The organism is Pedobacter sp. UC225_65 (assembly GCF_042698365.1).
Classification (GTDB): Bacteria; Bacteroidota; Bacteroidia; order Sphingobacteriales; family Sphingobacteriaceae; genus Pedobacter.
This window is the reverse complement of sequence record NZ_CP170550.1, coordinates 2,541,017-2,556,835: the sequence shown is the minus strand read 5'-3', so window position 1 is coordinate 2,556,835 and position 15,819 is coordinate 2,541,017. Positions and strand designations below refer to the sequence as shown.

Sequence of the window (15,819 nt, the reverse complement as noted above, 5' to 3'; positions counted from 1 at the left end):
AATTACCCATCTCCATTTCCTCAATATGAACGAACAAACGAACAAAAACATATGAATAATATTACCCCAGTAGTTAAGAATTTACTCATTATCAATGTGATTTTCTTTTTTGCGACTTGGCTTTTTGAACAACAAGGAATTTATTTGGATAAATACCTTGCTGTTTTCTATTTCAACTCTCCTTATTTTAACGTTTGGCAGCCCATTACCTACATGTTTATGCATGCAAATATGGCACATATCTTTTTTAATATGTTTGCTTTGTATTCTTTTGGTAGCATATTAGAGGCGCATTGGGGCGGTAAACGTTTTATCAATTTTTACCTGATCACTGGTTTGGGTGCATTGGCACTGCAGTGGGCCGTTCAAGCTTTTGAAGTTTACCAGATTACGGGTTCGCCAGTAAATGACCTGGACACCTTGAAGGTTAGTCAAGAATATATAAAGACCTTACAAGGTATTTATTTTGGGCCAATGGTAGGTGCCTCTGGTGCCATATTTGGGATATTAGTGGCTTTTGCCATGTTGTACCCTAATCTGGAAATGTACATCATGTTTATCCCTGTTCCTGTAAAGGCGAAATACATCATTCCGGTTTATATCGTTATAGAGTTGTTCTTAGGGGTAGCTAGGTTTCAAGGAGATTCGATAGCCCACTTTGCACATTTGGGCGGAGCGTTATTAGGTTATATCTTAGTTAAGCTTTGGAAGAACAAAAACACCTATTACGATTATTATGAATAACAGTTTGTGGGCTGAGTTAAAACTAAAATTATTTAAGTCTGGCAACCCTGTGTTGTTATACATTGGGGTCAATGCGCTTATTTTTGTTGTTTTTTCGTTGATCAGTGTCGTTTTCTTTTTTGCCAAAATGCCCGATGCGGTAGCCGGTTTCATCAATGATTACCTGGCCTTTCCATCATCGCCAGCCTTGTGGCCTACACGGTTTTATACCCTTTTAACCTATCAGTTTTTTCATCAAGGTGTCTTTCATATTTTGTTCAATCTACTTTGGTTATATTGGATGGGTCAGATCTTCTTAGACTTTGTAAAACCTCGACAGTTCCACTTCGTCTATTTAGGTGGAGGCATATTGGGGGGCATCTTTTTTGCTTTGATCTATAACTTGGTTCCAGTTTATCAACCATTGGTAAGTGAGAGTACAGTTATTGGTTCATCAGCAGCTGTAATGGCTGTTTTTGCGGCCGCCGTTACCTTGGTGCCAAATTATAGCATCCGCTTGATGTTTATTGGTGATGTGAAGATCAAATACCTATTGTTGGTTTACGTGATCTTGGATATGATCGCCATGCAATCGGCCAATGCAGGAGGTAGCCTTGCACATTTGGGTGGTGCACTATTTGGATTTTTATATATCAAGTTCTTGCAAAAAGGAACAGACCTAAGTAGTATCTTTAAGAAGAAACCTAAACTGAAAGTCGTTAAAAACAACAACGTTAAACAACAAACAAATACCGTCAATCAAAAGAGATCGATTTGATTTTAGATAAGATCTCTAAAACAGGATATGATAAATTAAGCAGAGCAGAAAAAGAGACTTTGTTTAAGGCTAGCAAAAATTAATGAAAAAGAAGAGGTTAACATTACTGGATAAACTGATCATGCTTATGGCTATTGTAGTGGCCATTGGTTTGATTTGTGGTATTCTGGCAGGTAAAAATGATCCTCGTCAGCACATTGTGCTTGCTTTTTTTGGCTTGGCCTATCCTTTTTTCTTATTGGCCAATTTTATCGCCTTGTTCTGGTGGGTAATCAGAAAGAAATGGATTTTTTCTTTGGTTACATTAGCCCTGATTTTTTCAGGGTGGAATACCCTAATGGCCACATTTGGTCTTTTTGGTAATATTGGCGACCAGCAGAAAACAGATGCAGATCTGGTTAGGATGATGACGTATAATGTGCATAATTTTAAACCTTTCGGAGACAAAAATACCATCGAAGTAAAGGAAAAAATGCTCAACATCGTAAAAGAGCAAAATCCTGATATCATTTGTTTCCAAGAATTTTATACCCGTTTTAAAGGGCCTTATGATACAGTTGATAGTTTAATGAAACTGCTTAATACCAACTATTATTACTTCCAGCCTACCATGCGGAGCCGAACAGAAGCCATTGGACTGGCCATTTTTTCTAAACATCCAATCGAAAACCAAGGCAACATCATTTTTGAACCGGGCTCGGGTAATGAAAGTATTTATGTAAGTCTTAACATCAAAGGCAACCCATTAAGGGTATATAATGTGCACCTGCAATCTATTTCTTTCGAAAAAGAAGACTATACTTATTTAGATAAGGTAAAAGAAATGGATGCACAGATGGGTTCTTCGAAAAGGATTGTGCGCATGTTGAGAGAAGCTTTCAAAAAGAGAAGTGCGCAGGTAGATTTGATGAAAACACACATGAAAACCTGTAAAACACCTTATTTGATTGCAGGGGATTTTAACGATACTCCGGCATCATATGCAGTTACAAAAATGACCGATTCGTTAAACAATGCCTTTGTAAAACAAGGTAGGGGACTAGGCCGTACCTATAATGGCAAGTTCCCGAATTTCCAGATTGATTATATTGCCACTACACCAGACATAGAGATTACCAATTACCATATTATAGAAGCCAAATTATCAGATCATTTTCCGGTACGTAGCGACTTGCGCCTAAAGTCATCGAAACCTTAAGTTTAGCCTTTCTGTTAAAAGATCAAGGGCTTTTATTTACATTTGCAGCATGAAACAAGACCTTCAATTATATAATACCATTTCTAGAAAAAAGGAATTATTCCAACCCTTAAATGCCCCACATGTGGGTATGTATGTGTGTGGACCAACTGTTTACAGCGATGTGCATTTGGGTAATTGTCGTACGTTTATTTCATTCGACCTGATTTTTAGATACCTGAAATACAGTGGTTACAAAGTTCGTTATGTAAGGAATATCACTGATGCTGGCCATTTGGAAGGCGATAGGGATGAGGGTGATGATAAATTTGCAAAAAGGGCAAAGTTGGAGCAATTGGAGCCAATGGAGATTGTCCAAAAATATACCTTGGGTTTCCACGACGTATTAAGGATGTTCAACACTTTACCACCTAGTATCGAACCTACGGCAACAGGGCATATTATTGAGCAGATCGAAATGATCAAAACAATCATCAAAAATGGTTATGCTTATGAGGTAGATGGAACCATCTATTTCGATGTAGAAAAATATAGTCAACAATATAATTATACCATTTTAACCAATCGCAACCTAGAAGACATGTTGGCCAATACCAGAGAACTGGGTGGACAGGATGATAAACGCGGGCGATTGGACTTTGCACTTTGGATCAAGGCAAAACCAGAAACCTTAATGCAATGGGCATCTCCATGGGGCATGGGTTTTCCAGGTTGGCATATCGAATGTTCGGCCATGAGTGCCAAGTACCTAGGTCAGGAATTTGATATCCATGGCGGAGGAATGGATCTGGCGGCTACACACCATACCAACGAAATTGCACAATCTGAAGCATGTAGCCATCATCAACCCGCCAAATACTGGATGCATACCAATATGTTAACGGTTAATGGTACAAGGATGTCTAAATCGGCGGGTAATGGTTTTTTGCCGGGCGAATTGTTTACAGGTAACCATCCACTATTAAGAAAAGGGTATAGCCCGATGACGGTGAAATTCTTTATGCTACAAGCACATTATCGCAGTACATTAGATTTCTCTAACGATGCATTAGATGCTTCTGAAAAAGGTTTTAGAAGGTTGATGAATGCAGTAGGTTTATTGCCAAAGCTGATCGCAAGTGAGCATGGTGAGGTAGAAATAGATCCGATCAGGTTGAACTGCGAGAATGCCATGAACGATGATTTCAATAGCCCTGTGGTTATTGCAGAACTGTTTGAAGCTGTGCGGATCATCAACACGGTATACGATGGTGCTTTGAAAATCTCTGCCGCGGAGTTGGACAAGTTGAAAACCCTAATGCACGATTTTATATTTGAAGTTTTTGGACTTAAGGACGAAGATTCGAGCAATACTGAACTGAATGAAGTGCTGGACATGGTCATCGCATTGCGAAAAGATGCCAAGGAAAATAAAGATTATGCCACATCAGATATGATCCGTGTTGGTCTTCAAAATATAGGTATACAGTTAAAAGATAGCAAAGACGGTACTACTTGGAGCAAGAATTAATTACCTAGTACTAGCAAATCATATTGATCACCATGAATAAAAAACTTTTCATACTTCCATTAATTGCATTGGCAAGTTTACAGGCTTGTAGAAATGATAAGCCTACAGAAAGTACAGAAACGGCAACAAGTGAGGTGAAGTTGCTTTCACCAGATTTTAATGCTGATAGCGCGTTTGCCTACACTAAAGCACAGGTGGATTTTGGTCCACGTATCCCATCTACAGCAGCACATGCCAAATGCGCAGCTTATCTGGTAGAGAAGTTCAAATCTTTTGGGGCTGCAGTAACAGTGCAAGAAGCACCAGCTAAAACTTACGATGGAAAGAACCATACACTAAAAAATATCATTGCCTCGTTCAATCCCACCCAAAAAGATAGGGTTTTGGTCACTGCCCACTGGGATGCACGTCCTTTTTCTAATGAAGACCCAAATGAGGAGATGAAAGACAAACCTTTTGATGCGGCAAATGATGGCGCAAGTGGGGTAGCGGTAATTTTAGAAATGGCCCGTCAAATACAACAAAGGCAACCAAATGTGGGCGTTGATTTTATTTTGTGGGACATTGAGGATTATGGAAAGGACGACGACCAAACCCCAAATGAAAGCACTTGGTGTTTGGGTTCGCAATATTGGGCAAAAAACCCTCATGTAAAAGGATATAAGGCAATGTATGCCATCAACCTGGATATGGTAGGAGGTGGAAATGCACGGTTTACGCAAGATGAAGTTTCTAGAAGGTATGCACCTAATGTGGTTAAAAAAGTTTGGGACATTGGAAATGAAATTGGCCATTCTGCTTATTTTGTTAATGAAACTTCTGGTAACATCATCGACGATCATTTTTGGGTAAACCAAGCTGGTATTCCATGTATTGATATCATTGATTATTCAAATCCTGATCCAAATACTGGTAAGTTTTATGTAAACTGGCACACCCAATTGGATAACCTTAACAACATTGATAAAAATACGTTAAAAGCGGTAGGACAGACCGTGTTAGAGGTCATCTATAGAGAAAAACCTGTAAGCTAGTGTGTAATTGTTAATTACTTTTTATTTCAGCTTATTATTCTAATCTTATATTCGTACCATATTACTATTAACAATGAAGAAAATTATATATACGGTTTTAGCCGCATCTTTAAGCTTAAATGCTTTTGCACAAAAAGCAGACGGAACAACCAAATCTTTGGTAAATGCAGAGAAAGCCTTTGCAGAAGCTGCAACTAAAAATGGCACTAGAGAAGCTTTTGTAAAATACGCGGCCAGTGATGCAATTGTATTTAGACCAAACCCGGTAAATGCAAAAACTTTTTATGCAACTGCACCAGATATGAAAAACCTGAACTGGACAGTGAACTATGCAAGAGTAGCAAGAAGTGGCGATTTGGGCTTTACTACAGGAAGTTATGTAGTAGAAGGTGAGCCAAAGTCTTACGGACATTATTTGTCGATATGGAGAGCCAAAGAAGGTAAATGGGAATATATCTTAAGTCTAGGTGCAGAAACCAACAGACCTTTGGTAAATATGCCACCAGATTTTAAAGAGCCAAAAGACCACTATACCCCTAAGTTTGCAACAGATAAAGAAATCAAGGCAAGTAGAGACATTATCTATACAACTGAAAAAACCTTAAATACCATGTTAAAAACCCATGGTGCAAGTGCTTTTGCAGGTTTCTTAAACCCAGATGCACAATTGATGTTCCCTGGAACTGACCTGATCGTTGGAAAAGATAAAATCCAAGCCTTTAACAATAGGATGATTGATAAGATCAGCCTAAAAACCACTTCAGCTGATAAAGCTTTAGGCGGAGATATTGCTTATACTTATGGTATTGCTACTATTGATTATAAAGCCGACCTAAGAGAAAGTTTCCACTATGTATTTATCTGGGAACGCCAGGCAGATTTTAGCTGGAACATCACTACCCAGCTGTTTACCTTGGCCGAGCGCTAATTGAACAACTCCATATATACACAAAAGGATTTCAGCTCAGCAGAAATCCTTTTTTTATGCAAATTGCCCTAATTATGCCAATAAGCCAAACATCTTGGCGTTATTATTGAAGAAGAATTTATAATGAAAAAACACATCCTACTGATCCTACTTTCTACAATTACCATCCATGCTTTCGCACAAAAGAAATTTGACATCCAAGGTCACCGTGGCGCTAGAGGCATTATGCCCGAAAATACGATTCCAGCAATGATCAAAGGGCTACAATTAGGGGCAACTACTTTAGAAATGGATATTGTAATATCTAAAGACAAACAAGCTGTAGTATCGCAGGAGCCTTATTTTAACCACGAGTTCAGTTTAACTCCAGATGGTAAGCCCATTACCTTAAAAGATGAAAAGAAATACAATATCTATAAAATGGATTATGCCGAAGTTAAAAAGTTTGATGTAGGCAGCAAGGTCCATCCCCGCTTTTTGGGTCAACAAAAGTTTAAAGCTTACAAACCTTTGCTGGGCGAATTGATAGATTCTGTTGAGGCGTATGTTAAACTTAACAAATTGGCCAAACCAGATTACAACATAGAAACAAAGCTGATCCGTAAAGGTGATGGCGAATTTCAACCTAGCCCGGAGGAATATGTAGAGATCATCATGGATATCGTAAAGAAAAAGAAACTGGAAAAAAGGGTAATCATCCAATCTTTTGATATCCGAACCTTACAATATGTACATCAGAAATATCCTAAAATACGGACTTCTTTAGGTATAGATGAAAAGGAAGATTTTGAGAACAATATCAAAGACCTCGGATTTAACCCTACGATCTACAGTCCTTATTCGGTATTGGTGGGTAAAACATTAGTTGATAAATGTCATGCCGCCGGAATCAAGATCATCCCATGGACGGTAAACTCCATTAAAGATATCCAATACCTAATGGGGCTTGGGGTAGATGGGGTCATTACCGATTACCCTAATATCATGGGGCAGTTGAACTAATTATAATTAAGGATTAATTTTAGCTGGATTTTTGGTATTGTCTTGAAACATAATTGCAATTAGCACACAGATCAATAAGAAATTATATTCTACGCCATTTCTTCCTCCGCCTACCACAAACCATCCCTCTTTAAAATGCACCAAGATAATGCCCATGATCAGCACCAAAATGGTAAGGATGGCTGCGGGTTTAACATATCTGTTCAACAACAAAAGTGCAGCGCATAATACATGCGATAGTTTGACGGCCCAAGCAATGGGTACACCCAAAGGTGAAAATCCGATCTGGTTTAAAAACAAATTTCCAAAATCATTGATTCCACCATCGAACATTCCTGGTATGGCATGCGATAAAAGAATGATAGCCATGGCTATTCTTAAAACGAGAGCGCTGTTTTTCATGTTGTTTAACAATATATTTTAGGATAAAGCATTCACTTTATGTGGTACTTCTTCTTACTAATATAAAGATAATCTCAGAAATACATAAGTCATCACATCATCTTAAATGATGCGACTAAAAAGGGAGGTGTAAACTAAAAAGCTTAGAATAGGTCTTTGATCATCTGCTCGATGGATAGACCTTCGGCCTCTGCCCTGTAGTTTCGCACAATACGATGGCGTAGGATCGGTTCTGCAACTGCTTGTACATCTTCAATATCTGGAGCATATTTGCCAGAAATAGCTGCATGGCATTTGGCACCCAATACCAAAAATTGAGAAGCCCTAGGCCCAGCACCCCAAGAAACGTAATCGTTTATTGCCGTTGAAGCCAAAGCCGTATTTGGTCTTGTTTTGGCCGCTAATTTAACCGCATATTCTAACACGTTATCCGTAATAGGGATATTTCTGATCAACTTCTGGAAATATTGGATTTCACTTGCACTGATGATCTTTTCAAGCTTGACTTCTTTGTTGCTGGTTGTGTTTTTAACAATGGTCAGCTCGTCTGCGAAGGCTGGGTAATTTAGCTGGATGTTAAACATAAAACGATCCAATTGCGCTTCAGGAAGTGGATAAGTCCCTTCCTGCTCAATAGGGTTCTGTGTAGCTAAAACAAAGAAAGGTTGTGGCAGGTGATGCGTGTGTCCGGCAGCGGTTACGGCCTTTTCTTGCATGGCCTCTAACAAAGCGGCCTGCGTTTTTGGTGGCGTACGATTGATCTCATCTGCCAAAATGATATTTGAAAATATTGGTCCTTTAATAAACTTAAAGTGTCTGTCTTCACCTAAAATCTCAGCTCCGATAATATCGCTAGGCATCAAATCCGGTGTAAACTGGATACGGTTAAAATTCAGGTCCAGCACATTTGAAACAGTCTGTACCAACAAGGTTTTGGCCAAACCCGGTACGCCAACTAAAAGGCAATGCCCATTGCTAAAAATTGCAATGAGTACTGATTTGATCATCTCATCTTGCCCGATAACAACTTTGCCAATTTCGGCCTTGATGTTTTTATAAGATTGGTGCAGTGCGTTTACAGCCTCTACTTCATTGTTAAACTGCATGTAAACTATTTTTTGTCGTTTTTAACCCAGAGTTTCAATTCGTCGCAAGTTGCAAATTCGTCGTCAATTCTAATATAGGTGGTTTCTTTGCGTTTTTCAAACCATTCCTTAACAATTTTGGCATCTTTTTCTTGTTGCGCTCTTTCTTTAAATTTGGTATAATCTTGCTCTAGGTTACCTTTATGAGGAGGGATTTTAGATTTCAACAAGAATATTTTATAACCTTCTTTACCATCTTGCTCGCTTTTATATGCAATAGGTTTCGAAACTTCTCCAACTTTCATGGTATCGATCACCACAAATACAGAAGGATCTAATTTCTCTACAGGAATAAAAGTTGTCCTAGATGTTACCTCATCAGCATACAACATCATCCCCCCGTTGTATTGGGTTTCTCTATTGTCCGAATATAAAGAAGCAGCTTGAGAGAAGGTCAGTTTTTTGTCTTCCAGGTCTTTATAGATACTATCAGCCTTTAACCTTACTCTTTCTAAACTTGCAGGCGTAGTTTGCGGTTTGATCAAAATATGTCTAACGTGCGCTTGTTCACCTCTACGTTCCAATACCTGCACAATGTGATAACCAAATTCAGTCTCAAAAACCGGCGACATTTCTCCCGCTTTTAGTTTAAAGGCCCAAGCTGTAAATTCTTTCACCATGGTAGTTCTATCGATAAAACCATAATCACCACCTTCGGCAGCAGAACCTGGATCTTCAGAATATGATTTGGCTAAGAAAGCAAAATCTTCTCCACTTTTTATACGCAACCTTATTGCATCTAGTCTGTCATAATATTTTTGTTTCTCTACCTTGGTTAATTTTGGCGAAAGTACAATCTCACCAACTTCTACCTCGGTACCGATATCTGGTAAGCTATCTTTTTGATAAGTGTTGAAATATTGTCTTACCTCTTGCGGGGTAACGGCACCATGTTCTGTGATCTTAGACTGCATTTTTTGTGCAATTAAACCCTCTTTAATGTCGGGTCTCATCTCGTCTTTGTACTGTAATATTGATTTGTGTAAGAAGTTTTCTAGTTTTTCTTGACCACCCATACGTTGGATCTGGTAACGCATACGTTTATCAAGCTCGCTGTCAACCTGGGCATCATCAACCATGATCGAATCGATTTCGGCCTGTTGTTTCAATAATTTTTGCGTTAACATGCTTTGTAGGTAGTAGCATTTAACCCTATCGTCAGGTGGATTACCTTGATTAAGGTAGATTGCATATTGTTGGTTCAGATCAGACAAAAGGATGATATTGCTTCCCACTACCGCTACAACTTTATCAAGATTCTTCTTTTGAGCTTGAACATTTATAAACAGGCACATTAGACCACCTGCTATTAACAAAAATTTCTTCATTCTATTTTATTCAATTGTATTTAAGGCAAAGTTAATATTAATTAGCATAACAAATTTGACTAGGGTTTAGCTAGTTTTTTCAATTCGTCTTCATTAACCTTAACCGTATATTTTAATTTTAATGCTTTGATCCATTCGTCTTCTAAACTTTGTTGGTAATCGGCAATCACCTGACCTTTTACTTCTTCAAAGCCTTTGCCATCATATTTACTGATGTATTTGCTATAGTAATCGTGCAATTGGCTTTCATTGTCCTGCACCTTGCTCCATATCTTTTTTTCCGATGCATTAAACATTAGAACGCCCTCTCTGTACTCGTTCATAATGAAACTATACTCGATGTTTTTTGGAGATGCCTTCTTTTGGGCCTTTAGTGCTTGTTCATACCCATTGATCTCTTTTTTATAGGCCGTATCTACATCAAGGCCCATCCCTTTTGCATCAATTACTTTTAATTTAAAATTGATGTAAAGATCCAAATAAGCAGCTAGTTCCTGATAAGAAGCACTGGTTACCCCTGCGTGGTTTTTTTTATAAACCCACATAAATTCTTTACTACTTATTGATTTCCCATTAACAGAGGCCACATTTTGTGCAAATGAAGCGATATTAAGAAAGCATAAAATAGAAATGCAATAAACTTTTCTCACAAAGACAACAACTATATTTTTTTAATGGATAAAAGTAACAAATTAAGACGCTATAATAAGATATTTAACTAATTTTAACAGAAAATATTTTAATAAAATAAATTTGATGAATAGCCAACTAACAAGTAACGCCGAAGCCTTGCGTTTATTTTTTACCGATGATATTTATTTGGTAGAGGATAAAAACCAAATGTCTTCTGTAGAGCCTGTTACAGTAGCCGAAGCGCCCGCTCCCGAAATTGCGGTTATGCCCATGATCAATATCCAATATCAAAATCTACCGGAAAAGCCTACGCTGGTTGAAGAGCCAACGCCCATCATTCAAAAAGAATCTAGCTTTGAATTTTTAGGTAAAAACCAAAAAGGTATCCTCATTCTGGTACATGACAAGGAAAACAAAGTGAGTACTCCTGTAGGGACAGAGCTATTGAGAAAATTGGTAAAAGCAATAGAACTGACCAATAACGATTTCGCCTTGGTCAATTATGCCCATTATCCTGATACGGCATTCGAAGAGCTGAAAACTTTCTTTAAGTGTCAATTGGTATTGTCTTTTGGTGTGGCAACACAGCAATTGGGGCTAAACGAACAACCCTTACATCAAATTGCGAAAGTAGGCGACACAAGGTTTGTGTTTACCAAAAACCTACACGACTTAGACAGCGACCAGTTAAGTAAAAAAACACTTTGGGGCAGTTTGCAACAATTAAAATAATCGAAAAACAATCCATACTAAATTGAACAATCAACTAGTTTTTGCTACCAATAACAACAATAAAACCCTCGAGGTACGTGCTTTATTGGCACCAACTTACCAAATATTGAACCTAACCGATATTGGTTGCGAGGTAGATATTCCGGAAACGGGAGATAGCTTTGCAGAAAATGCTACTTTGAAGAGTTCATATGTGGTACAAAACTACAAGTTAGATTGTTTTGCCGACGACAGTGGTTTAGAGGTTGAAGCGCTAAACAATGAACCTGGAATTTACTCGGCCAGGTATAGTGGTGCCAGGGGCGATTACGAAAATATGATGTTCCTTCTACAGAAAATGGAGGGGGTTAGCAACAGAAATGCCCGTTTTAAAACGGTGATTTTTTAATTCCAAAATGGGGCCAACTATCTTTTCGAAGGTGTGGTTTATGGCAAACTCAGAACAGTACCAACAGGTGACAAAGGTTTTGGATACGATCCTATCTTCGAGCCTGATGGATACAACATCACCTTTGCAGAGATGGATATCGACCAGAAAAACCAGATCAGCCATCGCGCCATCGCAATGAAAAAGCTGATTGATTTTCTACAACAGAACTAGTTTTTAAACTTGGCTCTTGTCGACACGAACCAAGGAGATAGAACTCATGTCAATTTAAAGACTTAACAGGTACTTTCGTAGTATCGATCTTGATGCTGTCTGCCTTTATTTTTTCTGCAGTAGGTTTTACTATTGGAACAATCGTTTTCTTCGGGTCCTTGCTGTCTGTGGTAGTGTTTTTAGTAGGTGGAATCGCTTTGGTACCAGCAGGTGTTTTGCCCGTATTTTTAGGTGTGGTTTTAGGTTTCGCTGGATCTGCAGGCTTGTCCACTTTTTTTGCTGGTCTACCCCTGATAATGTCTGCCTTGCTTAGTGGCCGCAATTCGGGCTTCCAAATAAAGCCAGTTAAATGCGATTCCTTCGGAATCTCATTGTTGCTGCTATAGGCGCCCTCATTGTCCTTTACTGACATGATGTCTTTCAGTTCCTTATCCAGAAAATTGAACTTGATCCTTCCGCTGATCATCTGGTTCATGTGGTCGCCACTATTGTCTTTGGTATAATAGATGCTTTCAGCATTTCCATCCACATATAAGGTCCTCAATTCGCCATTGCTAAAAAAGCCTGTAAATAATTTTCCTTTTACCTGGTTAAATTTGGTCGAATCCCCCTCGGTATTGACCATAAAGCCATTTTTCAATACTTGTAAAGTGTTGATCCTTTTGTTCTTGAACTGGACATAGATCGTATCGCCGGTTTGTTGCGAGTTTTCAGACCAGATTATAGGATCTTGATACCATCTTAAGGTAGAATCTGCAGCTGTATAAAATAGAGAATCAGACTTCGCCTGCAGGTTCGATTTAAATACTCTTACATTGTGAAAAGCCTTAATTGTTCTTGTTCTCACCGTATCAGCAGGGTCAAAAGGTAATGAATCTTTAGCCAAAGGTTTTTGAAGTGCACCTTTTGTTATAGGTGTTTTTACAGCAGGAACAGGTATACCATTTTTGGCAACAGCATCTTTAACGATTGTTTTGGCAACCGTTTTTACACTATCTTTTGGAATGGTTTTTTGCTGCAAAGGCGGTAAACTGTCTTTTTTTACAAGCACCTTTGTTAGGCTATCTTTCTTGACGGAATCAATTTTCAACTTGACACTATCTGGTGGTTTGGAGACCGGTGCAACTAAACCTGCCCCTTCTTTGGCCTCTTTTGCGGCTTTTTCAGCTTCCTTTCGTTCTTTTCTGCTTAATTTTTCAGGTTTTTTGACTGTTTTTGCAGTAGTAGATTTCGGTTTAGGAGCCTCTTTTGCGGCAGCAGCAGCGGCGGCCTTTGCAGCCTCCTTCTCTTTTTTCTCCTTCTCAGTTTCTGCCCCTATTTCATTGTCTTTTAAGATTACCGGTGTAGGAATTAGTTTCAATGTTTTTTGAAGCACCATTTGTGCAAAAAGTGTATCTGCTCCAATCCATAAACTATCTGGAATTTTTTTGCCACCCATCAGAATAGAATCTGCAGTTCCCACACCTACGTAAGCATTTTTGGTGACCACGATCCGTTCATCTATTTTATAATACTCACCCAATTGTCCACGTAAAACTAGATTGTCTTCTGTATCCATAAACACAATGTTCTTAACCGCTTTTCCATAACCCTGCTTGCCAAAATAATATAGACTATCTCCCTTTAACGATCGGCTGCCCTGCGTGTATAGGTTCTTTTTACCAAACAGCGCATTTTCACTTTTAGTATTGTAGGCACCATTTTCGGTGTATAGGTTATCATCTTTGCCTTTGATGTTGGTAGGGCCATGAAAAAATGTCCAGTTGCTGGCGGTATTGTAAACTAAGGTATCCGATTTAATATTTACCTGTGGCGTAACTACATCTACATTGAACCTAAAATAAGCATCATTGGTATTGGCAAAATACCATCCCTTTTTACTGGTAATGGTTACTTCCTTACTGGTATTTACAATTTTACCACCATTGATATAATTACCAATCTTTAAGCCCATATCGTAATCGAGGATATTGGTGGTCAATACCGATGTAGGGTCAACCATACGCACATTATTGATCAGATGTGCCATCTTTTTATTGCCATCGTAATTGAGCAGGTCAGAAAAAATGTTTACCGTATCTGCCTGGTTGATGTGTACGTTTTTAAAAGCTTCAAAATAGTTGAGGTCAATATAAAATACGGCACTATCGCAAGACAATGTAGCATTGTCATGTTTAAACGTTGGATTTTTGATATAGCTGATATTCTTTTTATTATCAACCTGCATGGAAGTTGATTTGATCAAATTGACCTTTGATTTTTCCTGAGCAAACAATATACTCGGAAACAAGATGAGAAGGAAGAAAAAGCGTAATTTCTGCACTTTACAAAGTTAGGGTTTTATTTTAATTAGGTTATAGTGTTGTGAACTGTTAATTAGCGATAACCACACTGTTTTTATTTTTTTTGGAAGAAGCAAGCTTATCCTAGTTAAATTAAATATTTTTGAACCATGTTACCATTGGACCAGTTTACTGCTTACATCAAAAAAAATGCCCTTTTTACCAAAGAGGATAAAATCTTGTTGGCTGTAAGTGGTGGTAAAGACTCTGTTTTAATGGTTCAGCTATTTAAACTCGCAGGATATCGATTTAGTATTGCACACTGTAACTTTAATTTACGAGGTGATGAAGCACAACGTGATGAAGCATTTGTAAAACTATTGGCTGCAAATCTAGCGGTTCCTTTTCATGTGGTACATTTTGATACCAAAGCCTATGCCGAAAAACACCAGGTCTCTACACAAATGGCAGCCAGAGACTTGCGATATGCCTGGTTTGAAGACATAAGACAGGCAGAAAAGTATGATTTTATCGCTTTGGCACACCACCAAAATGATTCGATTGAAACCTTATTATTGAACTTGACCCGTGGTACCGGTATCAGTGGCATGCATGGCATTTTGCCCAAACGTGGAAAACTTGTACGGCCACTACTATTTTTAACACGAGTGGATATTGACCATTTGGTTGAAGAACATGATATCAATTTTGTAGAAGACAGCTCGAACGGCAGTACCAAATATGCCCGCAATAAGATCAGACTTCAAGTGATTCCACAACTTCGAGAAATCAACCCCAACCTGGAACATACTTTTGCACAGAATATTGTCCGTTTTGCAGAAACCGAAGAAGTTTTACAACAGGTCATCGCACAAACAAGAGCAATGGTAATGGAAGAGAAAGGAGAAGAAATTTATCTTTCTATCGAGAAGATCAAAGCACTTCGACCTCAAAAACTATTGTTTTTTGAACTGCTCAACCCTTATCATTTTACCAGTGCAGTTGTGGATGAGTACCTAAGTTCATTAACTAAACAAAGTGGAACCTCATTTTATAGCCACAGCCATAGGGTAACCATCAATAGGGAGGATGTGATCATCTCGGTTTTGCCAAAGCAACAAGACCAATTGGTTTTGATACACCCAACCGATCTTAATATTTCAATTGGAGGACAAGTAATCTCGCTACTTTATACAGATTCGGCTGTGGTTGAAAATGATCCAAACAAGGCATTTGTAGACCTAGATAAATTGATTTTTCCTTTGGTTGTTCGTTTTAGGCAAGATGGAGATAAGTTTATGCCCTTGGGAATGAAACAGTTTAAAAAACTGAGTGATTTTTTGATCGAGCAAAAAGTGCCTTTACCCAAAAAGGGAAAAGTACCCTTGCTTTTGAATGGTAACGGCGAAATAATCTGGGTGGCTGGTTTACGACAAGACAATAGATATAAAGTAAGTACAACAACAAAAAAAGTTGCTATATTCGAACTGTTAAATCAATAACCCTACTTGGTGTGTTTTAAG

General features: G+C 38.3%; 15 protein-coding genes and 1 pseudogene. 11 read left to right on the top strand and 5 right to left on the bottom strand.

Annotated elements, in window-relative coordinates; translation table 11 throughout:
* Positions 1 to 51: 51 nt before the first annotated feature.
* The 8 genes from ACFJIZ_RS13420 to ACFJIZ_RS13385 all read left to right on the top strand — a co-directional run bounded on the left by ACFJIZ_RS13420 (position 52) and on the right by ACFJIZ_RS13385 (position 7,173).
* Positions 52 to 744 (top strand): rhomboid family intramembrane serine protease, encoded by a 693-nt coding sequence (locus tag ACFJIZ_RS13420; protein WP_379084828.1) that lies wholly within the window; start codon positions 52 to 54, stop codon positions 742 to 744.
* Complete coding sequence (locus tag ACFJIZ_RS13415) at positions 737 to 1,501, top strand: rhomboid family intramembrane serine protease (RefSeq protein WP_379084825.1); 765 nt, start codon at positions 737 to 739, stop codon at positions 1,499 to 1,501. The genes ACFJIZ_RS13420 and ACFJIZ_RS13415 overlap by 8 nt, the downstream gene beginning before the upstream one ends.
* Complete coding sequence (locus ACFJIZ_RS13410; RefSeq protein ID WP_379094033.1) at positions 1,498 to 1,584, top strand: DUF6576 domain-containing protein; 87 nt, start codon at positions 1,498 to 1,500, stop codon at positions 1,582 to 1,584. Before ACFJIZ_RS13415 ends, ACFJIZ_RS13410 begins: the two co-directional genes overlap by 4 nt.
* Complete coding sequence (locus tag ACFJIZ_RS13405; protein WP_379084822.1) at positions 1,584 to 2,699, top strand: endonuclease/exonuclease/phosphatase family protein; 1,116 nt, start codon at positions 1,584 to 1,586, stop codon at positions 2,697 to 2,699. The genes ACFJIZ_RS13410 and ACFJIZ_RS13405 overlap by 1 nt, the downstream gene beginning before the upstream one ends.
* Positions 2,700 to 2,748: 49 nt before the next feature.
* Positions 2,749 to 4,209: a cysteine--tRNA ligase gene (gene cysS / locus ACFJIZ_RS13400; protein WP_379084819.1), complete on the top strand. Its 1,461-nt coding sequence runs from the start codon at positions 2,749 to 2,751 to the stop codon at positions 4,207 to 4,209.
* A gap of 32 nt (positions 4,210 to 4,241) precedes the next feature.
* Complete coding sequence (locus ACFJIZ_RS13395) at positions 4,242 to 5,243, top strand: M28 family peptidase (RefSeq protein ID WP_379084816.1); 1,002 nt, start codon at positions 4,242 to 4,244, stop codon at positions 5,241 to 5,243.
* Between the two features lie 73 nt (positions 5,244 to 5,316).
* A complete protein-coding gene (locus ACFJIZ_RS13390) occupies positions 5,317 to 6,171 on the top strand; it encodes a nuclear transport factor 2 family protein (RefSeq protein ID WP_379084813.1) in 855 nt (284 codons plus the stop codon).
* Positions 6,172 to 6,294: 123 nt separating this feature from the next.
* Positions 6,295 to 7,173, top strand: a complete 879-nt coding sequence (locus tag ACFJIZ_RS13385; protein ID WP_379084810.1) for a glycerophosphodiester phosphodiesterase family protein — start codon at positions 6,295 to 6,297, stop codon at positions 7,171 to 7,173.
* A gap of 6 nt (positions 7,174 to 7,179) precedes the next feature.
* Here the strand turns inward: ACFJIZ_RS13385 and ACFJIZ_RS13380 are convergent, their stop codons facing one another.
* The 4 genes from ACFJIZ_RS13380 to ACFJIZ_RS13365 form a co-directional block, all read right to left on the bottom strand.
* Positions 7,180 to 7,575 (bottom strand): DoxX family protein, encoded by a 396-nt coding sequence (locus tag ACFJIZ_RS13380; RefSeq protein WP_379084807.1) that lies wholly within the window; start codon positions 7,573 to 7,575, stop codon positions 7,180 to 7,182.
* A 143-nt stretch (positions 7,576 to 7,718) separates the two neighbouring features.
* On the bottom strand, positions 7,719 to 8,681 hold the full coding sequence (locus ACFJIZ_RS13375) for an AAA family ATPase (RefSeq protein ID WP_379084804.1): 963 nt from the start codon (positions 8,679 to 8,681) through the stop codon (positions 7,719 to 7,721).
* A gap of 5 nt (positions 8,682 to 8,686) precedes the next feature.
* On the bottom strand, positions 8,687 to 10,048 hold the full coding sequence (locus ACFJIZ_RS13370) for a peptidylprolyl isomerase (RefSeq protein WP_379084801.1): 1,362 nt from the start codon (positions 10,046 to 10,048) through the stop codon (positions 8,687 to 8,689).
* A 59-nt stretch (positions 10,049 to 10,107) separates the two neighbouring features.
* The gene (locus ACFJIZ_RS13365) at positions 10,108 to 10,593 is read right to left on the bottom strand and encodes a hypothetical protein (protein WP_379084798.1); all 486 of its coding nucleotides are present in this window, start codon (positions 10,591 to 10,593) and stop codon (positions 10,108 to 10,110) included.
* Positions 10,594 to 10,804: 211 nt separating this feature from the next.
* Here ACFJIZ_RS13365 and ACFJIZ_RS13360 point away from each other — a divergent pair, with 211 nt between their 5' ends.
* Both ACFJIZ_RS13360 and rdgB read left to right on the top strand, forming a co-directional pair.
* The gene (locus ACFJIZ_RS13360; RefSeq protein WP_379084795.1) at positions 10,805 to 11,413 is read left to right on the top strand and encodes a hypothetical protein; all 609 of its coding nucleotides are present in this window, start codon (positions 10,805 to 10,807) and stop codon (positions 11,411 to 11,413) included.
* Between the two features lie 22 nt (positions 11,414 to 11,435).
* Positions 11,436 to 12,014 (top strand): annotated as a pseudogene (gene rdgB / locus ACFJIZ_RS13355) (RdgB/HAM1 family non-canonical purine NTP pyrophosphatase).
* Between the two features lie 49 nt (positions 12,015 to 12,063).
* On the opposite strand, the gene ACFJIZ_RS13350 reads toward rdgB, so the two are convergent.
* Entirely contained in the window at positions 12,064 to 14,337 is a 2,274-nt protein-coding gene (locus tag ACFJIZ_RS13350; protein ID WP_379084792.1) for an OstA-like protein, read from the bottom strand.
* 129 nt (positions 14,338 to 14,466) lie between these two features.
* On the opposite strand from ACFJIZ_RS13350, the gene tilS reads away from it, so the two are divergent.
* Positions 14,467 to 15,798: a tRNA lysidine(34) synthetase TilS gene (gene tilS / locus ACFJIZ_RS13345; RefSeq protein WP_379084789.1), complete on the top strand. Its 1,332-nt coding sequence runs from the start codon at positions 14,467 to 14,469 to the stop codon at positions 15,796 to 15,798.
* Positions 15,799 to 15,819 lie beyond the last annotated feature (21 nt).

Bases quoted from the DNA above. Each gene is read 5' to 3' on its own strand.
- ACFJIZ_RS13420 (WP_379084828.1), top strand. From the start codon at position 52: ATGAATAATATTACCCCAGTAGTTAAGAATTTACTCATTATCAATGTG.
- ACFJIZ_RS13415 (WP_379084825.1), top strand. From the start codon at position 737: ATGAATAACAGTTTGTGGGCTGAGTTAAAACTAAAATTATTTAAGTCT.
- ACFJIZ_RS13405 (WP_379084822.1), top strand. From the start codon at position 1,584: ATGAAAAAGAAGAGGTTAACATTACTGGATAAACTGATCATGCTTATG.
- cysS (WP_379084819.1), top strand. From the start codon at position 2,749: ATGAAACAAGACCTTCAATTATATAATACCATTTCTAGAAAAAAGGAA.
- ACFJIZ_RS13395 (WP_379084816.1), top strand. From the start codon at position 4,242: ATGAATAAAAAACTTTTCATACTTCCATTAATTGCATTGGCAAGTTTA.
- ACFJIZ_RS13390 (WP_379084813.1), top strand. From the start codon at position 5,317: ATGAAGAAAATTATATATACGGTTTTAGCCGCATCTTTAAGCTTAAAT.
- ACFJIZ_RS13385 (WP_379084810.1), top strand. From the start codon at position 6,295: ATGAAAAAACACATCCTACTGATCCTACTTTCTACAATTACCATCCAT.
- ACFJIZ_RS13380 (WP_379084807.1), bottom strand. From the start codon at position 7,575: ATGAAAAACAGCGCTCTCGTTTTAAGAATAGCCATGGCTATCATTCTT.
- ACFJIZ_RS13375 (WP_379084804.1), bottom strand. From the start codon at position 8,681: ATGCAGTTTAACAATGAAGTAGAGGCTGTAAACGCACTGCACCAATCT.
- ACFJIZ_RS13370 (WP_379084801.1), bottom strand. From the start codon at position 10,048: ATGAAGAAATTTTTGTTAATAGCAGGTGGTCTAATGTGCCTGTTTATA.
- ACFJIZ_RS13365 (WP_379084798.1), bottom strand. From the start codon at position 10,593: ATGTGGGTTTATAAAAAAAACCACGCAGGGGTAACCAGTGCTTCTTAT.
- ACFJIZ_RS13360 (WP_379084795.1), top strand. From the start codon at position 10,805: ATGAATAGCCAACTAACAAGTAACGCCGAAGCCTTGCGTTTATTTTTT.
- tilS (WP_379084789.1), top strand. From the start codon at position 14,467: ATGTTACCATTGGACCAGTTTACTGCTTACATCAAAAAAAATGCCCTT.